This window comes from Streptosporangium sp. NBC_01469 (assembly GCF_036227305.1).
Lineage (GTDB): Bacteria > Actinomycetota > Actinomycetes > Streptosporangiales > Streptosporangiaceae > Streptosporangium.
Map to the genome: position 1 here is coordinate 9150490 of NZ_CP109465.1, position 26877 is coordinate 9177366.

Genomic DNA, 26877 nt, shown 5'->3' on the forward strand with positions numbered 1-26877 from the left:
GCTCCCCCGGGACCGCCCCTGACGGGCGGCACCGGGGATGCCGGTGTCAGGAGGACCCTGAGGAACCGGGAGCCTCCAGGGATTCCTGAGATTCCTGGGAACTCTGGGACACCTGGGACATTTGGGACCCCGAGGACTCCAGCGAGGTGAGGAACTCCTTGGCCCAGCGGTCCACGTCGTAGGTGGACACCCTGCGGCGCAGCGACCGCATCCGGCGCGACAGGTCGTGCGGGGTGGCCCGCATCGCGGTGAGCATCGCCCGTTTGAGGCCGTCGACGTCGTAGGGGTTGACCATGAACGCCTGGCGCAGCTCGTCGGCCGCCCCGGCGAACTCGCTGAGCACCAGCGCGCCGCGCAGGTCGTTACGGCAGGCGATGTACTCCTTGGCGACCAGGTTCATCCCGTCGCGCAGCGGCGTCACCACCATCACGTCCGCCGCGAGATAGAGCGCGGCGAGCTCGTCCCTGCCGTACGACTGGTGCATGTACTGCACGGGCTGCTGGCCGAGTTCCCCCTGCTCGCCGTTGATCCGGCCGACCTGGAGCTCGATCGAGTCGCGCAGCCGCATGTACTCCTCGACGCGTTCCCTGCTCGGCGTGGCGATCTGTACGAACGCCGCCTCGCCCGGCTTGATCGCCCCCTCGGAGAGCAGCTCGCCGAACGCCTTCAGGCGCTGGCCGATGCCCTTGGTGTAGTCGAGCCTGTCGACGCCGAGCAGCAGGCACTCCGGGTCACCCAGCTCCGCGCGGATCTCCCTGGCCCTGGAGATGATGTGCGGCTCCCTGACCAGGGAGTCGAGCTCACCGAAGTCGACGGAGATGGGGAACGCCCCGGCGCGCACCACCCGGTCCCCCACGTGGATCTCGTGCTTGTGGTGCTGGAGGCCGAGCAGGCGGCGGCAGAGCCGGATGAAGTTGGACGCGCCACCGGGGCGCTGGAACCCCACCATGTCCGCGCCGAGCAGGCCCTCGACGATCTCGCGCCGCCACGGCAACTGGGAGAACAGCTCGACCGGCGGGAAGGGGATGTGCAGGAAGAAGCCGATGCGCAGGTCGGGGCGGAGCTTGCGCAGCATGGCCGGGACCAGCTGGAGCTGGTAGTCCTGGATCCACACGACGGCGTTCTCCGCGGCCTCCTCCGCGGCGGCCTCGGCGAAGCGCTCGTTGACGGTGCGGTAGGCCTCCCAGGTGACGCGGGAGTAGGCGGGAGCGGCGACCACGTCATGGTAAAGAGGCCAGAGGGTGGCGTTGGAGAAGCCCTCGTAGTAGAGCTCGACCTCGGATTCGGACAGCGGGACGGGGACGAGCTGCATCCCGTCGTGTTCGAAGGGTTCGAGGCTCTCGCCGGGGGCGCCGTGCCAGCCGATCCAGGCTCCCTCCCTGCGCTGCAGGACGGGGGCGATCGCGGTGACGAGGCCGCCGGGGCTACGCCGCCACATGTCCTCCCCGACTCGGTCGACGGGGAGACGGTTGGCGACGATCACAAATGCGCTGCGGCCCAGCACAGATTCCTCCAGGTAGTCGGGGGCTTACTGAATTAACTACCCGTTTGAGAGGTTTCTATGACTTACCAGGCGGGAGGGCACGGTGGACCCTCAGATCGGCCCGTACGACCTCGCCGAGCTTCTTCGTGGCGACCCGGTTGAGGAACCCTCCGGCCACGGCGCCCGTGAGGAACGGGCCGAAGGTGGTGAGGTGGCGCCCGAGGGTGCGCATCAGCCTGTTGCGCAGGGCGGTCTTGGCCGCGGTGCCCAGGGCGACGGTCATCGTCCCGGGGGCCATGGGGTCGACACCGCGCTGCTTGGACCAGGCCATCGCGAAGGCCATGGCCCGCTGGGAGCCGGTGCCCGGCACCTGGATCCCGTACACCTCGTGGAGCTCGGCGATGAGCTTGACCTCGATCGCGGCCACGACGAGGGTCTCGGCCACGAGCTGGGCGGGGGCGGAGAGCAGGAGAGGGGGAGCGGCGAACTCGGCGGCGGCGACGGCCCCGCCGATGGCCCCGACCGCCATGGTCGCCTTGGTCGCGGTGCGCACCAGATCGTCGGCGAGCGCCTCGGAGGTGAGGCCGTGGTGATGCTCGGAAAGGGTCCGCAGGTCGCGGATGGGGATGCGGGGCGCCACGGCCATGAACACGTCGGTCAGCCAGCGGCCCCGGTTCTCTCCCGACGCCCTGGCCCTCTTCGCCCCTCGCGCCAGTGACCGCGTGAGACGGCCGAGCAGCCGTCGCCGCTCGGCCCCGTCCATGTCGCCCGGCTCGGCGAGCCTGCCGACGATCTCGGCCACTTCCCGATCGGACCCGCTCGCGGCCACCTCCCGGCCGGAGCCGCCGTCCACGGCCGCTCCGTGATCGGAGCCACCCCCCGGGGCCACCTTGTGATCAAGACCACCGTCCGGGGCCACCACGCGATCGGAGCCGCCGCCCGCGGCCGTCTCCCGGCCGGACCCGCCGTCGGCGGCCACCTTGTGATCAGGCGCGCCGTCCGACTCCTCGGCCGTGGAGTCGTCCGGCGCGGCACCGGTCCGCCTGTTCTCTGACGTCATGTCTCGGAACCTCCTCAAGGCTGTCCTGAGGCCCTACCCATACCTGGAAGAGCACACCTCGGACAGGCCATCGGAATCATCTCAAGCCGCGCATTCCCGGCAGATCTGCTGGCCGTTCTTCTCAACGGCGAGTTGACTGCGGTGGTGCACCAGGAAGCAGCGCGCACAGGTGAACTCGTCGGCCTGACGAGGAATCACCCGGAGCGAGAGCTCCTCATTTGACAGGTCCGCGCCCGGCAGTTCGAGCGACTCGGCGAGATCCGTCTCGTCGATGTCGATGCTGCCCGAGGACTTGTCGGTACGGCGGGCCTGCAGTTCCTGAAGACTGTCCTCGCTGAGGTCGTCGTCGGTCTTGCGTGGGCTGTCGTAATCGGTAGCCATCGGTCTGCTCCATCCCCCTCATCTATCTGTCTGCGCTAACTTGCGCGTGTGTAACGTTCGAGAGGCACGACTTGTGCCCGATCCGCCAGAGAGATTCCTGCTTCGGTACCCCGCCGGAATGGTCACTGAACCTCCCTACACGTGAGGGACGTACTGCCAATGGCCACGGTTAGCCAAATATGGCGTAAACCACAGCATCGGCGGCATGCACCACCGTGTTCGACGGCACATCCAACCACATGTACGGCGTGAACGAGACGCCCCCCGCCGGATCAGCGTGACTGAAGTCGCACGGTGACCACCAGACCTCCTCCGTCCCTGGGTATGGCGGTCACGTTGCCCCCGTGGGCACGCACGACCGCGCGGACGATGGACAGGCCGAGCCCCGCCCCCTTGTCGGAGTCGACCCGGTCGGCGTTGAGCCGCCGGAACGGCTCGAAAAGACTGTTCACCTCGTACGCGGGCACATGCGGCCCCGTGTTGGCCACCTGAACAACCAACGCACCCTCCACCATTCCCGTCCTGACCCATAGACGTCCGGAATCGGAGAGATTGTGTTTTATAGCGTTCTCCACCAGGTTGGCCACGCACCGCTCGAGCAGCACCGGATCGCCGACGGTCTCGGCACCGCGGAGCTCGGGAATCACGGTGACCCCGGCCTCCTCGGCCCGTGCGGCGAGCTGGTCGACGACGGTCTCGGCCACGTCCTTCATGTCCACCGGCTTGCGCACGCTCAGCTCGCGCTCGCTGCGGGCCAGCAGCAGCAGGCCCTCGATCAGACGCTCGTTGCGGGCGTTGACCTCCAGGAGCGTGCGGCCCAGCGCCTTCAGGTCACCCGACGCCTCCGGATCGCCCAGGGCGATCTCCAGGACCGTCCGGTTGATCGTCAGGGGGGTGCGGAGCTCGTGCGAGGCGTTGGCCACGAATCTTCGTTGTGTGTCGAAGGCCACATTGAGCCTGGTGAGCATCGCGTCGAAGGTGTCGGCCAGCTCCTTCAGCTCGTCGTCGGGCCCCTTGAGGTCGATCCGCTCGTGGGCGAGCGTGGTGCCCGACAGCTTGCGGGCCGTGGCGGTCATCTGCTGGATCGGCTTGAGCGCCCGGTCGGCGACGATGTAGCCGATGATGACGGCCAGGATGCCGACCCCCAGCAGGGCCAGCAGGGCGCGGGCCAGCAGTTCCCGCTGCGCACCGGAGATCGCGGTGTGCTGCTGCCAGTACCACTGCTGCTTGAAGATGGCCGCCGCCTCGGGCCCCACGAGCTCCCTCAGCTCGTCGTACGGGAAAGGCGGCCACGCCGCGTAGAGCGCCCAGCCCACCATCAGGTAGATCACGGCCATCAGCAGGGCACCGGCCATGAAGAACAGCACGGCGTAGGTGATGGTCAGCCGCCACCGGATGCTGAGCCGGTCCATGATCGCCCGCAGCCGGTCCAGCGGGGTCCGCGGGACCGGGGCGGCGCCCACCGGAGGCGGGCCGTCCCACGCGGGCGGGCCGGTCGGCGGCGGGGGCCGCTCGCCCGGTTTCCCCTCATCGGCGGGCCCGGACTCCAGCCGCTCGCTCTTCCAGGCGCCCCGCTCGGAGTGGGGGCTGATCATCGGGTGGGTCGGCACGGACTCGCGGTTCTCCCCCACCGGGACGAACGTCGGGCGTTCCTCCCCCCCGCCTGCCGGACTGCTCACAACTTGTACCCGACCCCTGGCACCGTCTCGATCACCTGAGGCTCGCCCAGTTTCTTCCTCAGCGTCATCATGGTGACGCGCACCACGTTGGTGAACGGGTCGATGTTCTCGTCCCACGCCTTGTCCAGCAGGTCCTCCTGGCTGACGACCGCGCCCTCGGCGCGCATCAGCTCCTCCAGGACCGCGAACTCCTTCTTGGTGAGCGCGATCTCCCCGCCGTCCCTGGTCACCAGCCGCTTGCCCGGATCGAGACGGACCCCAGAGCGCTCCAGCACCGGCGGCAGCGCCGGGGCGGACCGGCGGCCGAGCGCCCGGACCCGCGCCACCAGCTCGATGAACACGAAGGGTTTGGCCAGGTAGTCGTCGGCGCCCAGCCCGAGCCCCTCCACCTTGTCGTCGACGTCGCCGGACGCGGTCAGCATGAGGATCCTGGACGCGGTGCGGGAGGCCACCAGGCGGCGGCAGACCTCGTCGCCGTGGACCTTGGGCAGGTCCCGGTCCAGAACGATCACGTCGTAGTCGATGTAACCCGTCCGCTCCAGCGCCCCCGCGCCGTCGTAGGCCACGTCCACGGCCATCGCCTCGCGCCGGAGCCCGGTCGCGATCGCGTCGGCGAGCACCCGCTCATCCTCAACCACAAGCACTCGCACGGCCTATGGCACCTCCCGTCACATTCTCTGAGCAGCCGCTTGGACGGCTCCCCATTCTCCCCTCACCACCTGTAAGCACACGGTAAGGCCCTCACGAGAGCGGGCACTCCGTGTGATGTCGGAAACACACAGGTTTAGCTCCTGGTTCACCCTGGGTACAGCCGGTTCCAGTCTCTATCGCGGTATCTTCCGTCCCCACGAGCCCGTGAGAAAGAAGGTGATGATGGGCGAGTTCACCGCCACAATCGAACACCGCCTCGACCAGGCATACCGGAACTTGCAGGAGGCCAGGTCCTCCGGCGACGACTACCTCGCCGACACCTTCACCGCCGAGATCGAGGATCTCCACCGTCTAGCCACAGACAACGGCGTTCCCATTCAGCGCTGATGGGAAGGAGCCCCCCGGCCGACCGCCGGGGGGCTCCTTCGTGCCGGGGCCACGCACGGCCGAACGCGTGGCGCGGCCCCCGGCTCCTTCGTGCCCGCGCCCCCGTCCCCCTCGTGCGAGGGGGACGGGGGCGCGGGGGGACGGGCTCCGCGAAGGTCAGGCGTCGCGTTCCGGGTCGAGCGGGAGCAGCAGGTCGTGCAGCTCCTCGAACAGGCCGGGGGCCGCGCACAGGACGAGGCCCGGATTGGCCGGCCTGCCCTCCAGCCCGCCGACCCTGGCCCCGGCCTCCGCGGCGACGAGGCCACCGGCCCCGTAGTCCCAGTACTGGGGACCGCGCTCGTAGTAGCCGTCCACCCGCCCCGCCGCCACCGCGCACAGGTCGGAGGCCGCCGAGCCGCCCCTGCGGATGTCGCGTACGCGCGGCAGCACATGGCGGAGCACCTCCGCCTGTACCGCGCGCCGCCCGCTCTCGTAGCCGAACCCGGTGGCGATCAGTGCCCGCTCCAGCGGTACGCCGGTGTTGCAGCTCAGCCGTTCCCCGGCCAGCCACGCTCCCCCGCCCCTGACCGCGGTGAACACCTCGCCGCGAGGCACGACGTTGACCACTCCCGCGATCACCTCGCCGTCCACCTCGACCGCGATGCTGACCGCCCACTCGGGCACCCCGTACAGGAAGTTGACCGTCCCGTCGATCGGGTCGACGATCCAGCGGACCCTGCCCTCGCCGGTGGAGCCGCCCTCCTCGCCGAGGATCGCGTCGTCGGGCCTGACCGCCTTGATCCTGTCGCGGATGAGCTCCTCCGAGGCCCGGTCGAGGGCGGTCACCACGTCGGTGGGGCTGGACTTGGTGACCAGCACCTCGGGCCGGGCCGGCCGCTTGGCCAGCAGCATCTCACCGGCCTCCCTGGCGATCTCCTCCGCCAGCCGCCCGAAGGTCACGGCGCTGTCCACGATCCCCTCACCACTCCTCGCTCGTTCCGGCGGGCCCACGACGGCGCCCGCCCTCCCCCATGCCCGGCCGGACGTACGGCGGTCCCCGCCCGTCCCACCGGCCCTCGGGTCCTTCCTCTCCGCTCCCGGCCCACGGCGATTCCCGCTCGCCGCGCCGGGCTCACGACAGCGACTCCGGACGCTTCCACTCGCGCCCGAGGACATGCTGGTCGAGGAAGGCCAGAACGGTCTCGTACCAGACGACCGCGTTGCCCGGCTTGAGCACCCAGTGGTTCTCGTCGGGGAAGTACAGGAACTTCGACTCCACCTCCGAGCGCTGCAGGTCCCACCACAGGCGCAGCGCCTCCCCGATGGGGACCCGGTAGTCCTTGTCGCCGTGGACGACCAGCATCGGGGTGGAGATGTTCTCCAGCGACAGGTGCGGGGAGAGCTTCGAGTACAGGACGGTGCCCGGGGAGCCGAACTCGCGCTGCCAGTACATGGACGCGTCGGTGGTCCCGGCGAACTGGTCGAGGTTCCAGAGCGAGGCGTGGGTGACGATCGCACTGAACCTGCCGGTGTGCCCGGCGACCCAGTTGGCCATGTAGCCGCCGAACGAGCCGCCCATGGCGGCGGTCCTGGCGGGGTCGACCTCGGGTAGCTCCAGGGCGGCGTCGGTGATCGCCATCAGGTCGGCGTGGGTACGCGGGCCCCAGTCGGCCCAGCCGCGCCGGATCATGTCCGGCCCGTAACCGGTGGACATGCACGGATCCGGCAGCAGCACGGCGTAACCGTGCTGGGCCATGATCCACGGGTTCCAGCGCCAGGACCAGTCGTTCCAGCTGGACAGCGGGCCGCCGTGGATCCACAGCAGGAGCGGGGCGGGGTTCGCCGCGGAGGCCCCCTCCGGCAGCGCCAGCCAGGCCCTGATCTCCGCGCCGTCGTCGGCGGTCACGGTGACCTCGGTGAGCGTGCCTGGCAGTTCCAGGTCGGGGACGGGAGAGATCAGCTTCTCCACCGTACCGTCCGGTGCCACCCTGACCGGGGCCGCGGGCGCGTCCACGGCGCTGCGCAGCGCGTAGACGGCGCCGTCGGGCGCGACGTTGAGCGAGCCGTACGCGGCGTCGTCGGGGGTGAGCCGCTCCGGCGCGGACCCGTCGGCCGGGACCCGGAAGATCGGGCGGCGGCCGTGGTCGTCGGCGACCACGAACAGCGAGCGGGAGTCGGGCGCCCAGACGATGTCGGACGGCCAGAGCCCGCCGCCCGCCGGGTGGCCCGCTCCGGTGTCCAGGTCGACGATCCACAGGGTGCTCTCGGGGATCAGGTCGATGTCGGCGTGGTTGTTCCTGACGCACGCGACCAGGCGCCCGTCGGGGGAGATCCTGACCGGTCCGTCGAAGTCGTGGTCGTCGGCGGCGGCCAGGACGCGCCGGGCGCCGCCGTCGGCCGTGTCGATGGCGACCAGCTCGAAGCGGAGCTCGCCCTGCGGCATCGACACACCCCAGGTGGTCACGACCGTGGAGCCGTCCGGCGTCACGTCGCACGCGCTGTGGCTCGACAGCGCCTTGCCCGGCTGCGGGGTGAGATCCCTGACCTCGGTCAGCCGCTCGCCGTCGCCCAGGGTGCCCGCGAACAGCCGGGGCTCTCCGGGACCGAGGTCGTGATCCCAGTAGCGCACCGGGTAACTCTCGTGCAGGATCGCGCTGATCCCCGCGTCCTTGCGCGTCCTGCGCCGCTCGGCCTCGCCCGCCTCGTCGCCGGGGAGCACGTCGGAGCAGAAGACCACGGTCCTGCCGCCGGTCACGAATCCGGCGATGCCCCCCGGTCTGGAGGCGATCTGCCGGGCCTCGCCTCCCGTCGCGGGCAGCAGCCAGAGCGCGGGAACCTCCTCGTCCGCCTCCTTGACGGTCGGGTCGGGGCGGCGCGAGCCGAAGAGCAGGTCGCCGTCTTGCGTGAACTCGGCCCCGGCCTCGCCCTTGACGGATCTGGTCAGCCGGTACGGCCGGCGGCCGTCGAGAGGGATCTCCCACAGGGAGGTCCCGTAGGATCTTCCGTCGGGATTAAGCGCCTGCACCACGCTGACCAGGCGCGCTCCATCGGGGGATAGCCGCAGGGATGCCACCCGCGGCACGCCGACATAATCGCGGATGTCGTTAAATGGGGTCACGGTTTCGAACTTACCCCGGCGATCGTCTCCGAACATGCATCCGAACATGCATCCACAAACCTTGTTGATAACGAACTACTCAAGGTGGCCGTGCGAGAGGACACCCGGGCATGCGGTTTGATAAATGTCATGGGGAATTACGACGCACTTCTCGTCGTCTCGTTCGGGGGACCGGAGAAACCAGACGACGTGATGCCGTTCCTGGAGAACGTGGTCCGGGGCAGGGGGATCCCGCGCGAGCGGCTGCTGGAGGTCGAGGCGCACTACCAGCGCTTCGGCGGGGCCAGCCCGATCAACCGGCAGTGCCGCGACCTGATCGCGGCCGTGGAGCCGACCATCGACCTCCCGGTCTACTGGGGCAACCGCAACTGGCACCCCTACCTGGAGGACACGCTCCACCGGATGGCGTCGGACGGCGTGCGCAGGGCCGCCGCCTTCGTCACCTCCGCCTACAGCTCGTACTCGGCCTGCCGCCAGTACATCGACGACATCGCGTTCGCCAGGGCCGCGGTCGAGGGTGCCCCGGAGGTCGTCAAGCTCCGGCACTACTTCGACCACCCCGGGTTCGTCGCGGCGATGGCCGACCACACCCGCGAGGCCCTGGGCCGGCTGCCCGCCGGGCTCGGAGACTCCGCGCGGCTGGTCTTCACCGCTCACAGCATCCCGACCTCGATGGCCGCGACGGCCGGCCCCGGCGGCGGCGCGTACGAGGCGCAGCTGCGCCGGGCGGCGGCGCTGGTCACCGCCGAGGTGGGTGGCGACGGCGACAGGGCGTGGGACCTGGTCTGGCAGAGCCGGAGCGGCGCCCCGCACATCCCTTGGCTGGAGCCCGACGTCTGCGACCACCTGCTCGAGGTCGACGCCCCGGCGGTGGTCCTGGTGCCGATCGGCTTCGTCTCCGACCACATGGAGGTCGTCTACGACCTCGACGTGGAGGCCGCGGAGACGGCTAAGAAGATCGGCCTGCCGCTGGTCAGGGCCGCCACGGCCGGGACCCACCCGCGGTTCGTCTCGATGGTCGGGGAGCTGCTCGCCGAGCCGGAGCCCGTCGCGTGTGCGGCCACCTGCTGCCCGGCACCGCCGCGCCGTCGCGGGTGATCACGGGTCCGCGACCGGCCTCGAGGTCACGGGTGATCACAGGTGCGGGCGGCCTCGGGGGATCACGGGTGCCTCAGGGGTAGGTGGCGGCGTAGCCGCGGGAGATGCCCATGACCTTGGCGACGTACGACCAGGAGTGGTTGTAGAACCAGATGGCCTTCTCCAGCTTCTTGCCGCCCCGGCCCGCCCCGTTGGCGCACAGGTAGTTGGCCGCGCCGGGGACCGCGTCGTACGGGTTCCAGATGTCGGCGACGCCGTCGCCGTCGCCGTCCACGCCGTAGGCCTTCCAGGTGGCGGGCATGAACTGCATCGGTCCCAGCGCTCCCGCGGAGGACGGGCCGTTGTTGCGCCCGTGCGAGCTCTCCACCTGGCCGATCGCGGCCAGGACCGTCCAGGAGAGCCCCGGGCAGACCTCGGCCGCCTTTCGGTAGAGCTCCAGATAGCTGCCGGGCCTGCCGACCGTGACCCGCCGCACCCGGCCGGTCCCCGTCGTCCCGCCGGTGGTGGCCTTCACCGTGGGCTTCAGGGTGGGCTTCGCCGTACGGGCACCGACGGCGACCACCTGGGAACCCGGGCTCAGCAGCCTGCCCACCCGTGTCCTGAGGACCGTGGCGGCCTTCTCCGGGCTGTGCACGAGCAGCGCCACCCCCGGCAGCAGGCCCAGCCTGCGGCCGGTCTCCTCCCCCACGACGCCGTCCACGCCGGGCAGGCCGAACGCGGCGGAGGCCGCGGCCCGCAGCCGGGGGCCGCCGTCCACCTGGTACTCCGAGCCGAGAACCAGCCCGAGGCGGCGTGCCGCCGAGTTGTCGGCGACGAACTCCCCCCTGTCGAGGGCGTCCCAGATTCTCTGCTGGTCGGCGACGGCCCTGGGGGCCCACGCGCGGAAGCGATCCGGGTCGACCGCGATGAGGTTGAGCCCGACCCCGGACACCTTGACCGCCCCGCCGTCGAAGGAGTCGATCTTCTGGACGTACTTGAGCCGGGAGATGTCCTCCTTGGTCTGCTCGGTCAGCGTCGAGGGGGAGATGACCAGCAGCCGGGGCGGGGTGGAGGTGAGCCCGGGAGTGCCCGTCGCCCCCGGCCCGGGGGTCGGCCCCTGGGAGGCGGGGTCGTGCGAACCCGAATCCCGCGGGACCTGGGCGTCTCCGGCCGGGGCGTCCGGGTTCGGGTCGGGGTTCGCCGAGCCCACCGGGACCGCGGGAGGGCTGGCCACCGGCGCGATCGCCGACAGGTCCCGGATCCGGGACTCCACGACGGCGCTCCCGCCGGGGGCCGCGGGAGCGGCGGGGCGGCCGGCGTTGATCATCGCGAGGGCGACGCCGCCGAGGGCGAGGAGAGCGGTCAGGGCAACCATCACTGGGACGAACAACCGCAACCCGGGAAGACGTGACACCGCGCTCACGTTAGCTCCAACGGACCGCGCCGTGAGCCGTTGGCTGGAAAATCACTTGCCGATCGGCGGTTCTGTGCGAAATCGCCGGCGCGTTCCACCCGCGCGGAGCGGCAAGGGGATCATCGGTGGTCGGGCCGTACCGGGGGCTGTTCGGCACGCCCGGCGTCAGGGGTTTCGTCATCGCGGGATTCTTCGGGCGGATGCCCGTGTCGATGCTCGGCATCGGCGTCGTGGTGCTCGTCAAAGAACTCACCGGCTCCTACGCGACGGCGGGCGCGGTCGCGGCCACCGTCGGCGTCTCCTACGCCGTCGCGGCCCCGCTGTCGGGACGCCTGGTGGACAGGTTCGGCCAGGCCAGAATAGTCATCCCGCTCACGCCGGCGCACGGCGCCACGCTGACCGGCCCGATGCTCAGCGCCCTGCTCGCCGTGGCGATCGGCGTCGGCGGCTCCGCCTGGCCGCGGCCCCCTGTTGCCCGGCAGCAATCGTGAGTATCGTTCATATTCGCTGGCCAGGCACGCGAACGCGAACCGGCGGTGGCCCACCTGACCGTGGGCGGGACTCCCCCGCGAGCGGGACGTCGGCGCCCCCGGACGGCCGGGTGCCGCCCGCGGGGCAGGAGTGAACATGGGCGAGACCTTCCGCAACTGGGCCCGGAACCAGTCCGCCACCCCGGCGGAGGTCCGCGCGCCCTCCTCCGCCGAGGAGGTCTCCCGGGCCGTGCGGGACGCCGTCGCGGCGGGCCGCCGGGTCCGCATGACCGGCACCGGTCACTCGTTCACCGCGGTGGCGCTGACCGACGGCCTCCTGCTGCGGCCCGACGCGCTGACCGGGATCCGCGAGGCCGGGGACGGCTGGGTGACGGCCGAGGCCGGTACGACGATCGGCGCGCTCAACCGGGAGCTGCACCGGATGGGCCTGGCCCTGGCCAACATGGGCGACATCGACGCCCAGACCGTGGCCGGGGCCATCCAGACCGGCACCCACGGCACCGGCAGGGACGTCGGCGGGATGGCCGACCAGGTGCTGGCGCTGGAGATGGTGCTCGCCAACGGTGAGATCGTCACGGTCCGCGGCGACGGCGAGGGCAAGATCCGAGGGGTGGCCGAGCGGGACCTGTTCGACGCCGCCAGGGTGAGCCTGGGTGCGCTCGGCGTGGTGACCGCGGTGACCTTCCGGGTGGAGCCGGCCTTCCTGCTGCACAGCGTCCGGCGGCCGATGACGCTGACCGCGATCCTCGACTCCCTCGACACGCTCGTCACCGGCAACGAGCACCTCGATTTCTTCTGGCTGCCGCACACCGACACCTGCCTGACCAAGCGCAACAACCGCAGCCCGGGACCGGCCCGGCCCGGGAGCGCGCTGAAGTACTGGCTCGACAACCACTTCATGGAGAACACCCTGTTCGGCGCGCTGTGCGGCGTCGGCGGACGCCACCCGGGCGCCATCCCCCGGCTCAACGCGCTCTCGGCCGCGACGCTGTCGGCCTCGGCCCGCACCGACGCCTCGTACCGGATCTTCACGAGCGTGCGGGAGGTGCGCTTCCTGGAGATGGAGTACGCCATCCCGCGCGAGCACCTCGGCCAGGCCCTCCGCGAGGTCCGCGACCTGCTGGAGCGGCGAGACTGGAAGATCAGTTTCCCGGTCGAGGTGCGGGTCACCCCGGCCTCGGACGCCTGGCTGTCCACCGCCTACGGCAGGGACTCGGCCTATCTCGCCTGCCACGTCTACCGGCCGACCCCGAACCCCGCCTATTTCGAGGGCGTCGAAGAGATCATGACGAGACTCGGAGGCCGGCCGCACTGGGGCAAGCTGCACACCCGCGACGCGTCCTACCTGGCGAGGGTCTATCCCCGTTTCGAGGACTTCCTGGCGGTACGGGACGCCCTCGACCCGGGGCGCGCCTTCGCCAACGACCATCTCGACACGGTCCTGGGCTGAGGGACGGCGCCCCCCTGCCGCGCGCGCCCCGTTCCCCCGAATCGGCCGCTTCTCACCAGCTTTCGGTAAAGGGTGGCGCAAAGGCTCGCTCGAAGAGTGACGCGTCCGCGTGTCCCGTCGTTCCCCGGGCGCGTACGAGGGGCAGATTCGCAGACGCCCGCGCCGCTCGACCCCGAGGGAGTCCGCTGGAGATGACCTTCTCCCGCCGTCCATGCCAGCCGCCACCGCGCCCCGTCGTCACGGACCGCGACGACCGGCCCCCGCACAACGCCGCGATCGCGGCATATCCTCCCCGGACCGGCGGACCGGCCTCACCGCCATCTCCCGGTTCTTGGTGGAAGTCCGCAGCGGTTCCCGGAGTTATCCGTGAGAATCCCTTGAGGACCCCGAAGTTGCTGCTCCAGCCCGGTGCCCTGTAATTAGATGAATGGAGCAAATGTGACCGGCGTCACATCGCTGCGAGCCCCATCCAGGAAGGCGATGTTCGGACATGCCGGGTACGGTGCTGGCAGGCAACCGGCACACGCGAGAGACTCAAGGGTCCGGGGGAAGATTGAGCACGACGACGAAGGGACTCGCATGCAGGAGCTCCGACTCGTCGCGGTGAGTGAGGACGGGACCTATCTCGTGCTGGCGACAGCCGGCCGGGGTACCCGGTTCACGCTGCCCGTCGACGACCGGCTCCGTGCTGCCGTCCGCGGCAACTTCTCCCGTCTCGGCCAGTACGAGATCGAAGTGGAGAGTCCGTTGCGCCCCAAGGAGATCCAGGCCCGGATCCGTGCCGGCGAGACCGCGGAGGAGATCGCCAACACGGCGGGAATCCCGGTCGAGCGCGTGCGGTGGTTCGAGGGCCCCGTGCTCCAGGAACGTGAGTACATGGCACAGCAGGCGCAGCGCTGCGCCGTACGCCTGCCCGGCGACTCCGCTCCCGGTCCCACCCTCGGCGACCTGGTCGCCGAGCGGCTGACCCGCCGTGGCGTCCCCGCCGACGAGATCGAGTGGGACTCCGCCAAGCGGGACGACAACATGTGGCGCATCAAGCTCGGGTTCGTGTGGAACGGTCACACGCGCAACGCCGAGTGGCTCTTCGACCCGCGCCGGCGCCACATCACGCCCCACGACGACGAGGCCCTGCGACTGTCCAGCGGCGAGGACGTCGAGCCGTTCGAGGACACCACGGTCACGCCGTTCGTGCCGCGCGTGGCCAAGCTCGCGCCGGTGCCGCCGCTGGCACCCGAGCCGCTGAACCAGCCTCCGGTGGCCTTCCCCTCGGTCCTGCGGCATGAGACCCCGGCGCAGCCCCGGCCCGCCTACGCGCAGGCCGAGCCCGCCGCGCCCCCGGCACCGACCGTGCCCTCGGCGCCCTCGATGCCCTCGATGCCCCCGGCGCCCCCGGCCGCTTATCAGCAGCCGCCCATGCCCCCGCTCCCCGCCGGATACGAGGCGCCGAGGGTGTCGGTGCCGCCGCTGCGCGCTCCCGACCCCGCCGGTTACCAGCAGGAAAGGGCGCCGGAGCCCGTCGCCCCCGCGGCCCAGGGCTACGATCCCGTCACGCGGGTCAGGCCTCCCGAGCCCGTGCTGCCCGAGCCCCTCGCTCCGTACCCGCCCCCGTACGAGCCGGTCACACCGGCGGCGCACGAGCCCGTCACGTATGAGCCGGCCGCGTACGAACCGGTCACACCGGCCGCGTACGAACCGCCTCCCTCCCCGGAGCCGGAGCCCCCGGCACCCGTCGCGCCACGGCCCGTCCCCGCACCGCAGCCCGCCGCGACGGCGGCCGAGCCGCCCGCGGTGACCACGCCGGAGCCGGCACCCGCCGCGCGGGAATCCGCCACCGCCCGGGAGGAGCTCCTGCCGCGCGGGCCGTCTCCCGCGCACGGACCGGCCACTCCCCCCGAGGGAGCGGTCACCGAGCCGGAGACCTTGGCCGAGCCCGCCGTGGTGAGTGCCCCGGAGACCGGGAAGGCTCCGGAGGCAGCAAAGATCCCGGAGGTCGTGAAGGCCGAGGAGATCGTGAAGGTTCCGGAGGTCGCCGAGAGCACAGAGCCTTCACTGCCCTCGCCGCCTCCCGCCACGACCACACCGGAGCCGGCCGCGGCCGCTCCGGCAGCCGTCCTGTCCGACCCCGCCGACCAGCGGTCCCCTGCGGCTGGAAAGGCCACCGAGCAGGCCCCCGCTGGGGCGGAGAAGACCGTCGCGACGAAGGAGACCCCCGCCTCCGAACCCGCGCCGGAGACCGGAGCGGCCCAGGAGGGTTCGATAGCTGTACCGGCGGCGCGCGTCAGCGTGGACGAGCGGGCCAAGGCCGAGCCGGGCAGGCAAGAGACACAGGGGGACACGGGGGCAATGCAGGAGACCAAGGTCGACAAGCCCGCGGCGGAGAAGCCCGCGGAGCCGCCGAAGCCGGCACCGGCTCCGGCCCGGCCTGCCAAGAAGTCCCGGGGACGGCGCGCGTCCGTGCCCACCTGGGACGAGATCATGTTCGGCGCTCGCCGCCAGGACTGACCGCACCGCGCCAGGCGGGGGTGACCGGGACACCGGCCGTCCCCGCCTCGTCGCATGCCGACCGCTCCCCGCCCGCGTGCGACCCGCCCCACCGGGACGGCTCGCGCGCGGACGGCCGTCAGAGCGGGAGCGGCCCGCCGGACGTGGGGGTCTCCCGGGTTCCGGAGGTGTCCGGAACGAGGAACGGGATGAGCCAGACGGGGGTGACCTCGGCGGCGAAGGCCGGACCCTCCGCCTCGCCGACATCGAGGGCGGCGTACCCGCCGGTGCCCGCGCCCACGCCCGCGGTCACGGTCAGCAGACCGGCGCGACGCTGGAACCAGGTCTGGCTCAGGGTCCAGCCGACCACGGCCCGCTGCTCCACCACCGCCTGGGAGCGCCGCAGCGACCCCGACCTGACCGACAGGCGGCTCCCGTCGTACGTGTGACCGAGGGAGCGGTAGCGGTCGAGGCCGAGCGGGACGCCCAGCAGCGCGAGGAGCAGGGCGGGCGCCGCGAGCACCCACCAGAACCCGGACCACAGCAGGGCGGCCGTCACCGCGCAGGCGGCGATCACCAGCCACGGGAAGATCGCCCGGAACAGCCTGCGCCTGCGCGCCGCCGGAGGGTGTGGCCGCAGCCCAGCGGCGATCGGGCCGATCGCCTCGCCCACCACGTCGAGCACGATGTCCCTCGGGGCCACGGGCATCAGCTGGCCCCGGGTCTCCGAGTCGCCGAGACCGGTCACGATCGCCCAGGCGCGGCCGAGCCCCGCCCGGCGCTCCGCCGGTCCCTCGACGAACTCGAACCCCCGCACCCTGCGCCGCTCCAGCGACACGCTCCTGCGCGTGATCAGACCGCGCCCGGCGATCAGGTATCCCTCGCTGGCGCGGAGGGTGAAGTCCCAGTTGAACACCGCGTACATGATCACAGCGATCACCGGCATGGCCAGGACCAGCAGGATCAGGGCCGCGACGAGCAGGGGCGGATGCTCCCAGATCCACTCCCCCGCGCCCACCACGACCCGCCTGTCGATCCTGAACTCGCTGCCCCACTGGAACGCCAGGCCCACGGCACCGGCCACCAGCGCGAACGGGGTCAGCAGGTAGGCGCCGGAGAGGGGGCCGTACGCGAGCCACTTCCTCGGCATCACGAAGAACACCCGCTCGGGGGTCGTGTCGCCCACCTCGTGGCGGGTGGAGGATCCGGCGGCCTCCTCCCGCGCCCCGGCGGGCACACCGGACGCGCCGGACACGAGCTCATCGGAACCGGAGGCGACCCCGGCCGCCGAAACCGCGCCGCGCGCCTGGACACGTCTCGCCGTCCGGGCGCGGGCGTGCCAGAGCAGCACGGCCTTGAGCCGCTCCCCCTCCTCGACGGTGACCCCGTCGAGCTCGCCCTCCTGCTTTTCGTCGCCGCCCGCGCCGGTGTCGATCCGCAGGACGGCGATGCCGAGCAGGCGGTGCAGCGGCGGCGCGCTGATGTCGACGCCGCGGATCCGCTCCAGCGGGATCGTCCGCACGGACCTGCTGATCAGCGACCGGGTGAGTTCCAGCCGGTCGCCGACGATCTGGTAGGTGAAGGTGAGCCAGCGCACGGCCGCGAACACGACGGAGCCGGCGACGGCCGTCGCCGCCCACACGAACGATCCGGGGGAGAAGCCACCGAGGAACAGGACACCGGCCAGCGGCAGGAGGAGTGAGGGCAGCATCCGGATCGGATCGGTCAGCAGCACCTTCGGGCTGAGCCTCAGGGGCCTCTCCGTCGGCGTCCTCTCGACGGGTGCGCCTTCCAGCCCCCGCGCACCCGGCAGGCCCCCTCCCGGTACGGCTCCCGCACCGGCCACGTCATCGCCCGGCACGCGCGGGAACCCGGGCCCGGCACCACCTTGGACGTACGGGAGGACCGGCCCGCCACCGGCCTGGCCGTGCGAGGCGCCCGGTCCGCCACCGTCGGGCACGCGCGGAGGACCCGATGATCCGTCACCGACCTGGCCGTGCGGGGCATCCGATCCGCCACCGGCCTGGGCGCGCGGCGAGTCCGGCGTGCCTCCGTCGGGCGCGGCCCAGGCGCCCCCCTCGAAGCCGCCCGGCCCGGCCTGCGGATCGGATCCGGCCGGGGGGTGCTCGTCGGATATGTGTCCGGCCGCTGGACGGCCGACCGGCGGCTGGCCGACAGGTGGAGGATCGGCGGACGGCCGACCGGTCGGCGGAAGATCGGCGGACGGCCGGTCGGTCGGCGGTTGGCCGGTCGGCGGTTGGCCGGTCGGCGGTTGGCCGGTCGGCGGTTGGCCGGTCGATGGACGGTCGGGGGAGGATTCGGTCACGTCGCGTCGTCCCTGAGCTCTTCCGCGCGGCGGGCGAGGCCCTCGGCCAGCTCGGCGGCGACCTCGTACTCAAGACCCTTGATCGTGGACGAACCCGCGTGGGAGGCGGTGCGGATCTCGACCGTGGCCAGGCCCAGCATGCGCTCGAACCAGCCCTGCGCCTTGTCGACCGTCTGGATCCTGCTGACGGGGACGAACACCCATTCCCTGCTGAGCCACCCGGAACGGGCGTAGACGACGTCCCCGCTGAACTCCCAGCGATGCACGGCGTACCGCCAGAACGGCTCGATGAGCGTGCCCGGAATCAGGAGCAGCACCATCAGCCACGGCAGCCACCAGATGTTGTCGAGCGCCCAGCCGGGCAACCAGGACCACCGGTCCTCGTCGATCCACCTGGCGAGGAAGAAGGAGCCCCCGGCCAGGAGAACGGACCAGAACAGCCCCTCCAGCAGCCACAACGTGATGGCCTTGCGGGAGACCGGGTTGGCGGGGGCGCGCAGGGAGACACCGGCGCGCCCGGGAACGTCTGCGCGGCGTCCACCCGGCAGACCGGCCGCCCCGGCCTCATCGGGGGCTGCGCTGTGCTCATCGGCTCGGTCGCTCACGCTGTCAGCCTAAACGCTCTTGTCCCGGCGGGCGCTCCGGCCTCGTCACGGAAGGGACTCCTCCGGGCACCGGGGGCACCGGGGGCGGCGGCGCGGCGGGCCCGGAGACGGGCGCTCCGGGCGGGCGCCTCGACGGCACGGCCCCGCGCGGGCCGAGTCAGCCGCGATTCTTCACCTACGCCCCAGCTGGAGGTCGAAAAAATGTCGGTGGCGCAGTACATGCTGGAGATCCGATGATTACGGAAAGGCGTGAACGATGACGTATGCGATCCAGGCCGAGGGTCTGGTGAAGCGCTACGGGGAGACCCGCGCGCTGGACGGGGTGGATCTCGTCGTGCCGCAGGGGCGGCTGCTGGGCGTGCTCGGCCCCAACGGGGCGGGCAAGACCACCGCGGTGCGCGTCCTGGCGACGTTGCTGCGCCCCGACGCGGGCACCGCCAGCGTCGGCGGCTACGACGTGACGCGCCAGGCCCACCAGGTGCGCTCGCTGATCGGCCTGACGGGGCAGTACGCCGCCGTCGACGAGATGCTCACCGGTGTCGAGAACCTGATGATGATCGGCCGCCTGCTGGGCATGACGCGTGCCGACTCCCGGGCACGCGCGGGCGAGCTGCTGAAGCGCTTCGACCTGTCCGACGCGGGCGGGCGTGCCACCAAGACCTACTCCGGCGGCATGCGCCGCCGCCTTGACCTGGCCGCCAGCCTGGTCGGCCGTCCCCAGGTGCTCTTCCTCGACGAGCCCACCACCGGGCTCGACCCGCGCAGCCGCACCGAGCTGTGGAGCGTGGTGCGCGGCCTGATGGCCGACGGCGTCACGGTGCTGCTCACCACCCAGTATCTGGAGGAGGCCGACCAGCTCGCCGACGACATCGTCGTCTTCGACCACGGCAAGGTCATCGCCTCCGGCACCTCCGACCAGCTCAAGGCGACCACCGGCGCCCAGGTCCTGGAGGTGCGCCCCCTGCGGGCCGAGCACCTCGAGCTGGTCGGCAAGATCATGGCCGACGTGCTGGGCGAGACGCCCGACCTCAACGGGGGCAGGGCCACCGCCTCCGTCCACGACCCCGCCGTCGTCCCCGCGATCGTGCGCCTCCTCGACGACCAGGGCGTCATCGCCTCGGAGCTCGCGCTGCGCAAGTCCAGCCTCGACGAGGTGTTCCTGTCCCTCACCGGCCGCCTGCCGGACGACGAGGGCGCCCCCGACAACGAGGGCACCCCCCGGAAAGAAGAGGCCTTCGCATGACCACGCTGACGACGACCATCCCGCAGGTGGCCGCCAAGCGCGTCACCCCCCTGGCCACGCTGCAGCAGACCATGACACTGGCCTGGCGCAGTCTGGTGCAGATCAAGCACAACCCGTGGGAGCTGCTGGATCTGAGCATCCAGCCCATCATGTTCCTGCTGCTGTTCACCTACGTCTTCGGCGGCGCGATCTCCGGATCGACCGGCGACTACCTGCAGTTCGCCCTGCCCGGCCTGCTCGTGCAGAACGCCCTGTTCTACACGCTGTCCACCGCCATCGGCCTCAACACCGACATCACCAAGGGCGTCTTCGACCGGCTGCGCAGCCTGCCCATCGCCCGCACCGCGCCCCTGTCGGGGCGCATCATCGCCGACACCGTCAAGCAGGTGTGGGCGTTCGCCCTGCTGATCGGTTTCGGCATGGTGCTGGGCTTCCGGGTGACCACCAGCGTCTTCGGCCTGCTGGGTGCCCTCGCCCTGCTGGTCGTGGTCGCCCTGGCCATGTCCTGGATGTCGGTGCTGATCGGTCTGAAGGCCTCAAGTCCCGAGAAGGTACAGATGATCTCCTTCTCCACGATGATGCCGCTGACCTTCACCAGCAGCGCGCTGGTGCCCTCCGCCACCTTCCCGCCCTGGCTGAAGACCTGGTCGGACATCAACCCCGTCACTCACCTGGCGGACGCCATCCGCGGCCTTCTCATCGGCGGCGACGTCGGCCAGGCCACCTTCTTCTCGCTGCTCTGGGCCGTGGGTTTCGCCGTGGTCTTCGCCCCTCTGGCGATCCGCGCATTCCGCAGCCACGTCTAGTCTGTCGGCAGGCCGGGCCCAGGGGCGGCGCCCGCCACATGACGAAGAACGCGGGGGTGGTCAGGTGCTCGTGGTCCATGGCGCTTGGGTGGATGGATTCGTGGGGGTCTGGGCGGAGGACACCGCCCGGGTCCCCCCGTCCGTTTCCCGCGCCGCCCTCCGCCCGCACCCCTTCGCGGCGTCCACGGCCGCGCTGGGCGCCGCGCTGGGCGGAATTTTTGATGATTCTCCCAGAGAAGCCCTAAAACAGATGCTGAGCGAAGTTTCGGGTGGGACCCTCCCCCGAGATGCGGGCGGGACCCGCGAGCCCGGGGCGACCCCTCAGGGGGCCGTCCCGGGTATCCCGGCCGTCGCGGGCGTCCCCGCCGTCGCACATGTCCCGGGCGTCACGAGCACCGGGACCGTCGCGACCCTGCCGAACACCACAGCCGTCGAGGGAGAGCTGGTCGTCCTGCTCCCCGGCTCGGCCTCGGGCCCGCTGCCCTCCCCCGAGTCCGGCCTGGCGAGCCGGGCGCGGAGCCCGAGGATCTCCGCCTGGCGGGTCCCGGCCCTGCTGTTCCGTCCGACCGGTGCGCTCCGCCTGCTCGGCTCGCTGTCGGATCTCGGACCCGTCCCTCCCGGTCTCACCGCCGGGAGCGGACACGGCGCGGAGGACCTCACGTGGGAGCCCGCCCTCTCCCTCCGCTACCTCGCCGTGGTCGCCGAGCACGCTCGCGGCCTGGTCAGGCGCGGCCGGATCCTGCCCCAGCTCGTCCTGGAGGGTGGCGTCCACACGGCCCGGTGGCGCCCGGTGCTGACCGGCGCCGACCTCGCCGCGCTGCCCGGCCTCGCCGGCGCGATGCCGCCGGTGTGCAGGGCGGTGACGCACGAGAGACCACCGGGGGAGGTGCTGGGCGAGGCGCTGGACGGCCTGGTCGACGGCGCGGCGCGGCTCTCACTGCCCGACCGGCTGATCCTCGGCAACCGCCCCGGCCCCAAGACCGCCCTGCCCGACCGCTGGCTGTACGCGCTGACCGGCGAGGAAGCCTCGCTCCCCGGCGCGAGACCGGACGAGGCGGCGGCGCTCGGCGAGGCCCTGACCGGCTGGTTCGACGCGGCACACGAGCTGGGCGGGCCGGTCAGGGTCTGCTTCCGGCTGATCGAGCCCGCCGGCGACGGCGACTCCTGGAGGGTCGAGTTCGGCCTCACCCCGGCGGACGACCTGAACGGCGTCTCCGGCGGTGGACACGAAGACGACGGGGAGCACCGGGAAGACCGGGGGCACGAAGGCGGCGGGAGGGACAAGGACGGCGAGGACGACGAGGACGACGAGGACGTGCGGGAGCGCGGGGACCGCGAGCCCGCCCGCTACCTGTCGGCCGAGCGGATCCGGGCCGGTGAGCGGGCGCCGTGGCTGCCCGAGCGGCCCGAGGAGCTGATCCGCGCCGACCTCGGCCGGGCCGTACGCCTCCATCCCGACCTCTACGTCGCACTGCGCGCCCCCGAGCCGGTCGCCCTGACGGTCGAGACGGCGTGGGCGTTCTCGTTCCTCCGCAACGGCGCGCCCATGCTCAGGGCGGCGGGATACGGCGTGCTGCTGCCGGCCTGGGCCGGACGCCAGGGGCTGGGCCTGAGGCTGACCACCCGCGCGCTCCCCGGCGGCGAGGACGGGGGCGAGGCCAGGGGCGGGGGGTTCGGCCTCGGCGGGCGGGTGAGCGTCCGGCTGGACGTCGCCGTCGGCGACCACACGATCAGCGCGGAGGAGCTGGCCGGGCTGGCCGGGCTCCGCATCCCCCTGGTGCGGGTCAAGGGCCGGTGGGTCGAGCTGGACGACCAGCAGGTCAAGGCGGCCCTGAAGGTGATCGAGCAGCGCGGCGACGGCGAGAGGACCGTCGGCGAGGTGATCCGCGAGGTCGTGGAGGGCGGTGACGAGAGGCTGCCGCTGATCGCGGTCGACGCCGACGGCCTGCTGGGCGACCTCCTCTCCGGCGAGGCCGACCGCCGTCTCACCCCGGTCGCCACGCCCCGGGCGCTGCGCGGGTCTCTCCGCCCCTACCAGGAGCGCGGCCTGTCCTGGCTGAGCTTCCTGTCCGGGCTCGGCCTGGGGGGCGTCCTGGCCGACGACATGGGGCTCGGAAAGACCATCTCGACCCTCTCGCTCCTGCTGTCCGAGCGCGAGACCGGCACGCCCGCCCCGACGCTGCTGGTCTGCCCGATGTCGCTGATCGGCAACTGGCAGAAGGAGGCGTCCAGATTCGCCCCGTCGCTCCGCGTCCACGTCCACCACGGCGGCACGCGCAGGCGCGACGAGGAGCTGGCCGCCGCCGTGCGGGAGGCCGACCTGGTCGTCACCACGTACGGCACCGCGCTGCGGGACCTGGGGGCGCTCGCGGGACTCCGGTGGGAGCGGGTGGTCTGCGACGAGGCGCAGGCGATCAAGAACAGCTCGGCGCAGCAGTCCAGGGCGGTGCGGTCCATTCCCGCCCGCACCCGGCTGGCGCTGACCGGCACGCCGGTGGAGAACCATCTGGCGGAGCTCTGGTCGATCATGGAGTTCTGCAACCCCGGCCTGCTCGGCCCGGCCAAGCGGTTCAGGACCCGCTACCAGGAGCCGATCGAGACGCGGCGCGACCCTGACGCCACCGCGGCGCTGAAGCGGGCCACCGGCCCGTTCGTGCTGCGGCGGCTCAAGACCGACCGCTCGATCATCTCCGACCTGCCGGACAAGCAGGAGATGAAGGTCTGGTGCACGCTCACCCCGGAGCAGGCGGAGCTGTACAGGGCGGTGACCGCCGAGATGCTGGGCAGGATCGACGCCTCCACGGGCATCGAGCGGCGTGGCAACGTGCTCGCGACCATGACGAAGCTCAAACAGGTCTGCAACCACCCCGCCCAGCTGCTCAAAGACGGCTCACGACTGGCGGGCCGGTCGGGGAAACTCGCCCGGCTGGAGGAACTCGCCGAGGAGATCGTCGCAGAGGGCGACAAGGCCCTGGTCTTCACCCAGTACACCGCGTTCGGCACCCTGCTGCAGCCCTACCTCGCCGCCCACCTCGACCGGCCGGTCCTCTGGCTGCACGGCGGACTCCCCAAACGCAAACGCGACGAACTCGTCGAGCGCTTCCAAAGCGACGACGAACCCATGCTGTTCCTGCTCTCCCTCAAAGCGGCCGGCACCGGCCTGAACCTGACCGCCGCCACCCACGTCGTCCACGTGGACCGCTGGTGGAACCCCGCCGTCGAAGACCAGGCCACCGACCGGGCCTTCCGAATCGGCCAGACCAGAAACGTCCAGGTCAGAAAATTCATCTGCCTTGACACGCTGGAGGAGCGGATCGACGAGATGATCGAACGCAAGAAGACCCTCGCCCAGAGCGTGGTCGGCACCGGCGAGGACTGGATCACCAACCTGTCCACCGACCAACTGCGCGAGCTGTTCCGGCTCGGTCCCGGGGCGGTGAGCTGACATGGACGACACCGGATCCGGCGACAGGCCGTCCGAGGGGCGAGGCCTTGAGGAGCGGACCTTCGACGAGCGAATCGGGGACTTCTACTCCCCCGCCGTCTCCCTGAACCGCCTGCGGCCCCGGCCCGACGTCACCGGAGCCCCCGCCGACCTGCTACTGCGGGCCCTTGAGCCGCCCGCGGTCAAGGTGCGGCACATCCCGCTGGTCGACCTGCTCAGGAAGCCCTACCGGGAGCTGGGCGGCGACTGAGCCCTCGGATCCGCCGGTCCCCGCACGGTCCGGCGAAACTCGTTTTGAAAGTCACTCCAGCCCCTTCCGCCCCTCGATTTCCCCTGATTTCCGGCTTTTTTCCCACTGCGGAACCTCGCGATCCGGTCTGCGCATCTTCCAGACACGCGTAGCATCATCGGGCATGGGGCAGCCGAAAACGTCTACGCGCCGCCCGCGGCACACCTCAAAAATGGCGGTGGCCGCGGCGCTTGTCGTCATGTCCTCAGGCTGCGGCATGGCGAACGGCATGGCCTCGACGGAACGGTTGCAGCTGGAGCCGATCAGCGTCTCCAGCCCCCGGGTCAGAGACGGCGGCCCCCTGCCGTCCGACTATTCATGCAAGGGTTCGGCCGGTAACCCGTCGCTGCGCTGGTCTCGCGTGCCGGAGGGCACGAAGTCCGTCGCGATCGTGGTGGACAACAACTCCCGGACGGGCGGCGAGGTGAACTGGGTCGTTTTCGACATCGATCCGCGCACCAACGAGCTACCGGAGGGTAGCGTTCCGGTGGGAGCCGTCGAAGGAAGCACGACGAACGGCAAGGTGGGCTATAGCCCTCCGTGCGACGCCCAGGAGAACTATCGTTTCACTGTCTACGCGCTCGGCGGCAAGGTCGATCTGCCTAAGGGATCCCTCCTTAACGAGACCTTGAAGAGCATCGCGGACAAGACGATCGCCTGGGGACGGCTCACCGCGGCGCACATCGAGTGACTGGCCAAACACCGGAGGTAGTAATGGTTACCAATTCTTCACTTAGGGTGTGACAACGCTCATAGTGGTCCGACACAATCAGATCCAATGTCCAAGCGCAGGTGATGCATGGGGGCAGGTCGCGTCGATGGCCGCGCGATCTCACCGGCGCCGCTGTAAGGCCATGGCCTTGAGGGTGGTGCAATGATCGCGGTCGTAGTAAGCCTGGTCGCCGTCGTGCTCCTCGTGCTCGTCGTCGTGGCACTGGGAATGCGGTCGATGAACCGCAGGGAGAGCGCGCTCCCCGCGGAACGTCTGCGGGAGATGGCGGAGAAGGAGGCGCTGACTCCGACCATGTCCAGCGACGACTTCGCCACCAGAGAACCGAAGATGAACCATTTCACCCCCGATCTGACCCCGTTCGACGAGCCGAAGCCACCACGCCAGCCGCGCCCGCCGAGTTCCCGGGGCAAGCGCGGGCTGAACGAGTTCGGCCAGGTGGACGACTACGACGACGACTACTGGACGCGGCTCCAGGCCGACGAGGGCGGTTTCGGAGGGTCCTTGGCGGCTCGGATGGGCGCGAGCCGTCCCGTCGAGCAGGAAGGCCAGAAGGCCGACGCCGACGCGGTGACCGTGCAGGCCCCGCTGCCGACCAGACCCCAGCCCTCCCGCAACACCCCACAGCGGCCCCCGGCCCCGCCGGCCAGGCCCGCTCCCGAACCGGCCATCGCCTCCGCCTCGCTACCCTCCGGTCTCTCCGACCTGGTCGCCCCGGTCCAGCCGAACCCGGCTCCCACGGCCGCCTCGCTCGCCGACCAGAAGACCGTGACGTTCGCGGCCCCCACTCCCGGCGCCTTCGGTGAGTCCCGCCCCTCCCGGGCGAGTTCCCGTCGCGGCGGCAACAGGGCGTCCTCGCAGCCGGCGGCCCAGTCCGCCCAGGGCGGCGGCTCACCCAGGCCCGCCCAGGGCGGCCCGTCCCGGCCCGACCCGCTGAACGACCCGCTCGGCGGCTCCTACCCCCGCCGCGGCGCGAGCTCCGCGCCGAACGGCGCGAACTCCCGGCCCAACGGCGCCGGTTCCCCGGCGAACGGCAACGGCACCCCCGGCGCCCGCCCCGGCCCGGCCGTCGGCCGTCCCGGCGGCGGCGGGGCCCCGATGCCGCCCATGGGCCCCACGACCAGCGGTGGCTTCCCCGCCGCGGCCGACCCGCTCGCCGCCTCCCATCGCAACCCGCAGCAGCCGCCCAAGGCCGGCAGCAACCCGGCGGACAACCCGTGGGCCCAGGCCACGAGTCCTTCGTCGGGGGGCTGGCCGGCGGCGAACACCGCCGACATCCTCGACGACCCCGGCCCGTCCTACTCCTCGTACCAGACACCGGTCTACGGCGCTCCGCCCGCGGGCTCGTACGAGGTCAGCTCGGGCTGGGCCACCATCGAGGACGACGCGATCACCGGTCCGAGCCAGGCGGTCTCCACCTCGACCGGCCCCTCCCGGACCGTCCCCCCCACCCCGGACCGTCCCGCCGACCCGCGGGGCGGGGCGGCGACGGGCGGATACGGCTACGAGCCCCGGCAGGCCAGCCCGGCCAGCCCGGCCGCGTGGCCCGAGCCCGGCACTCCCAACGGGAGTGACGCGACGAGCTGGCCGAGCTACGGCGAGCTCTACGGCACGGCACCGGCGGCCCCCGAGACCGCGGCCACCGGCGCCGAGGCACGGGGCCGGGAAAACCGGGGCAACCACCACCGGGCCCAGGAGCCCGACTACCCCGACTATTACCGCTGATTCTTTCCGTCCTCCGTAAAAGCCTCCGGTAAACGCCCGGGTGGCGAGGGGCAG

The 26877-nt window shown here is 71.7% G+C and carries 21 protein-coding genes; 11 read left to right on the plus strand and 10 right to left on the minus strand.

Annotated elements, in window-relative coordinates:
• Positions 1 to 46: 46 nt before the first annotated feature.
• The 5 genes from OG587_RS39805 to OG587_RS39825 all read right to left on the minus strand — a co-directional run bounded on the left by OG587_RS39805 (position 47) and on the right by OG587_RS39825 (position 5253).
• Positions 47 to 1504, minus strand: a complete 1458-nt coding sequence (locus OG587_RS39805) for an alpha,alpha-trehalose-phosphate synthase (UDP-forming) (protein ID WP_329084008.1) — start codon at positions 1502 to 1504, stop codon at positions 47 to 49.
• 55 nt (positions 1505 to 1559) lie between these two features.
• Complete coding sequence (locus OG587_RS39810) at positions 1560 to 2543, minus strand: hypothetical protein (RefSeq protein WP_329084009.1); 984 nt, start codon at positions 2541 to 2543, stop codon at positions 1560 to 1562.
• An 81-nt stretch (positions 2544 to 2624) separates the two neighbouring features.
• A complete protein-coding gene (locus OG587_RS39815) occupies positions 2625 to 2924 on the minus strand; it encodes a DUF4193 domain-containing protein (protein ID WP_030914836.1) in 300 nt (99 codons plus the stop codon).
• Between the two features lie 272 nt (positions 2925 to 3196).
• Positions 3197 to 4519, minus strand: coding sequence for a sensor histidine kinase (locus OG587_RS39820; protein ID WP_443075647.1), 1323 nt, complete (start codon positions 4517 to 4519; stop codon positions 3197 to 3199).
• 80 nt (positions 4520 to 4599) lie between these two features.
• Entirely contained in the window at positions 4600 to 5253 is a 654-nt protein-coding gene (locus OG587_RS39825; RefSeq protein ID WP_329084012.1) for a response regulator transcription factor, read from the minus strand.
• 205 nt (positions 5254 to 5458) lie between these two features.
• Here OG587_RS39825 and OG587_RS39830 point away from each other — a divergent pair, with 205 nt between their 5' ends.
• Positions 5459 to 5641 carry a hypothetical protein gene (locus tag OG587_RS39830; RefSeq protein WP_329094242.1) on the plus strand — a complete coding sequence of 61 codons (183 nt, stop codon included), beginning with the start codon at positions 5459 to 5461 and terminating at the stop codon, positions 5639 to 5641.
• A 156-nt stretch (positions 5642 to 5797) separates the two neighbouring features.
• Here OG587_RS39830 and OG587_RS39835 read toward each other — a convergent pair whose 3' ends face one another.
• Together OG587_RS39835 and OG587_RS39840 are read right to left on the minus strand one after the other, a co-directional pair.
• Complete coding sequence (locus OG587_RS39835) at positions 5798 to 6592, minus strand: inositol monophosphatase family protein (RefSeq protein WP_329084013.1); 795 nt, start codon at positions 6590 to 6592, stop codon at positions 5798 to 5800.
• 160 nt (positions 6593 to 6752) lie between these two features.
• Positions 6753 to 8774, minus strand: a complete 2022-nt coding sequence (locus OG587_RS39840) for a S9 family peptidase (protein WP_443075331.1) — start codon at positions 8772 to 8774, stop codon at positions 6753 to 6755.
• 93 nt (positions 8775 to 8867) lie between these two features.
• Between OG587_RS39840 and OG587_RS39845 the strand changes: the two genes are divergently transcribed.
• A complete protein-coding gene (locus OG587_RS39845; protein ID WP_329084015.1) occupies positions 8868 to 9836 on the plus strand; it encodes a ferrochelatase in 969 nt (322 codons plus the stop codon).
• 73 nt (positions 9837 to 9909) lie between these two features.
• Here OG587_RS39845 and OG587_RS39850 read toward each other — a convergent pair whose 3' ends face one another.
• Complete coding sequence (locus tag OG587_RS39850) at positions 9910 to 11229, minus strand: lytic transglycosylase domain-containing protein (RefSeq protein WP_329084016.1); 1320 nt, start codon at positions 11227 to 11229, stop codon at positions 9910 to 9912.
• Positions 11230 to 11354: 125 nt separating this feature from the next.
• Here OG587_RS39850 and OG587_RS39855 point away from each other — a divergent pair, with 125 nt between their 5' ends.
• The 3 genes from OG587_RS39855 (at position 11355) to sepH (ending at position 15675) form a co-directional block, all read left to right on the plus strand.
• Positions 11355 to 11720, plus strand: coding sequence for a hypothetical protein (locus tag OG587_RS39855; RefSeq protein ID WP_329084017.1), 366 nt, complete (start codon positions 11355 to 11357; stop codon positions 11718 to 11720).
• Positions 11721 to 11856: 136 nt separating this feature from the next.
• Entirely contained in the window at positions 11857 to 13170 is a 1314-nt protein-coding gene (locus tag OG587_RS39860; RefSeq protein WP_329084018.1) for a D-arabinono-1,4-lactone oxidase, read from the plus strand.
• A 579-nt stretch (positions 13171 to 13749) separates the two neighbouring features.
• A complete protein-coding gene (sepH, locus tag OG587_RS39865; protein WP_329084019.1) occupies positions 13750 to 15675 on the plus strand; it encodes a septation protein SepH in 1926 nt (641 codons plus the stop codon).
• A 118-nt stretch (positions 15676 to 15793) separates the two neighbouring features.
• On the opposite strand, the gene OG587_RS39870 is transcribed toward sepH, so the two are convergent.
• A complete protein-coding gene (locus OG587_RS39870) occupies positions 15794 to 17614 on the minus strand; it encodes a PH domain-containing protein (RefSeq protein WP_329084020.1) in 1821 nt (606 codons plus the stop codon).
• 362 nt (positions 17615 to 17976) lie between these two features.
• Positions 17977 to 18585: a PH domain-containing protein gene (locus tag OG587_RS39875; RefSeq protein ID WP_329084021.1), complete on the minus strand. Its 609-nt coding sequence runs from the start codon at positions 18583 to 18585 to the stop codon at positions 17977 to 17979.
• A 256-nt stretch (positions 18586 to 18841) separates the two neighbouring features.
• Between OG587_RS39875 and OG587_RS39880 the strand changes: the two genes are divergently transcribed.
• The 6 genes from OG587_RS39880 (at position 18842) to OG587_RS39905 (ending at position 26823) form a co-directional block, all read left to right on the plus strand.
• Positions 18842 to 19828, plus strand: coding sequence for an ATP-binding cassette domain-containing protein (locus OG587_RS39880; RefSeq protein ID WP_329084022.1), 987 nt, complete (start codon positions 18842 to 18844; stop codon positions 19826 to 19828).
• Positions 19825 to 20634 (plus strand): ABC transporter permease, encoded by an 810-nt coding sequence (locus OG587_RS39885; RefSeq protein WP_329084023.1) that lies wholly within the window; start codon positions 19825 to 19827, stop codon positions 20632 to 20634. Before OG587_RS39880 ends, OG587_RS39885 begins: the two co-directional genes overlap by 4 nt.
• Positions 20635 to 20884: 250 nt before the next feature.
• Complete coding sequence (locus OG587_RS39890) at positions 20885 to 24079, plus strand: DEAD/DEAH box helicase (RefSeq protein ID WP_329084024.1); 3195 nt, start codon at positions 20885 to 20887, stop codon at positions 24077 to 24079.
• 1 nt (position 24080) lies between these two features.
• Positions 24081 to 24329: a hypothetical protein gene (locus OG587_RS39895; RefSeq protein ID WP_329084025.1), complete on the plus strand. Its 249-nt coding sequence runs from the start codon at positions 24081 to 24083 to the stop codon at positions 24327 to 24329.
• A gap of 163 nt (positions 24330 to 24492) precedes the next feature.
• Positions 24493 to 25059, plus strand: a complete 567-nt coding sequence (locus OG587_RS39900) for a YbhB/YbcL family Raf kinase inhibitor-like protein (protein ID WP_329084026.1) — start codon at positions 24493 to 24495, stop codon at positions 25057 to 25059.
• Positions 25060 to 25242: 183 nt separating this feature from the next.
• Positions 25243 to 26823, plus strand: coding sequence for a hypothetical protein (locus OG587_RS39905; protein ID WP_329084027.1), 1581 nt, complete (start codon positions 25243 to 25245; stop codon positions 26821 to 26823).
• Positions 26824 to 26877 lie beyond the last annotated feature (54 nt).

Coding starts and splice junctions, on each gene's coding strand:
- OG587_RS39810 (WP_329084009.1), bottom strand. CDS start 2,543: ATGACGTCAGAGAACAGGCGGACCGGTGCCGCGCCGGACGACTCCACG.
- OG587_RS39820 (WP_443075647.1), bottom strand. CDS start 4,519: ATGATCAGCCCCCACTCCGAGCGGGGCGCCTGGAAGAGCGAGCGGCTG.
- OG587_RS39900 (WP_329084026.1), top strand. CDS start 24,493: ATGGGGCAGCCGAAAACGTCTACGCGCCGCCCGCGGCACACCTCAAAA.
- OG587_RS39840 (WP_443075331.1), bottom strand. CDS start 8,774: ATGTTCGGAGACGATCGCCGGGGTAAGTTCGAAACCGTGACCCCATTT.
- OG587_RS39885 (WP_329084023.1), top strand. CDS start 19,825: ATGACCACGCTGACGACGACCATCCCGCAGGTGGCCGCCAAGCGCGTC.
- OG587_RS39895 (WP_329084025.1), top strand. CDS start 24,081: ATGGACGACACCGGATCCGGCGACAGGCCGTCCGAGGGGCGAGGCCTT.
- OG587_RS39845 (WP_329084015.1), top strand. CDS start 8,868: ATGGGGAATTACGACGCACTTCTCGTCGTCTCGTTCGGGGGACCGGAG.
- OG587_RS39860 (WP_329084018.1), top strand. CDS start 11,857: ATGGGCGAGACCTTCCGCAACTGGGCCCGGAACCAGTCCGCCACCCCG.
- sepH (WP_329084019.1), top strand. CDS start 13,750: ATGCAGGAGCTCCGACTCGTCGCGGTGAGTGAGGACGGGACCTATCTC.
- OG587_RS39880 (WP_329084022.1), top strand. CDS start 18,842: ATGACGTATGCGATCCAGGCCGAGGGTCTGGTGAAGCGCTACGGGGAG.
- OG587_RS39815 (WP_030914836.1), bottom strand. CDS start 2,924: ATGGCTACCGATTACGACAGCCCACGCAAGACCGACGACGACCTCAGC.
- OG587_RS39905 (WP_329084027.1), top strand. CDS start 25,243: ATGATCGCGGTCGTAGTAAGCCTGGTCGCCGTCGTGCTCCTCGTGCTC.
- OG587_RS39890 (WP_329084024.1), top strand. CDS start 20,885: ATGCTGAGCGAAGTTTCGGGTGGGACCCTCCCCCGAGATGCGGGCGGG.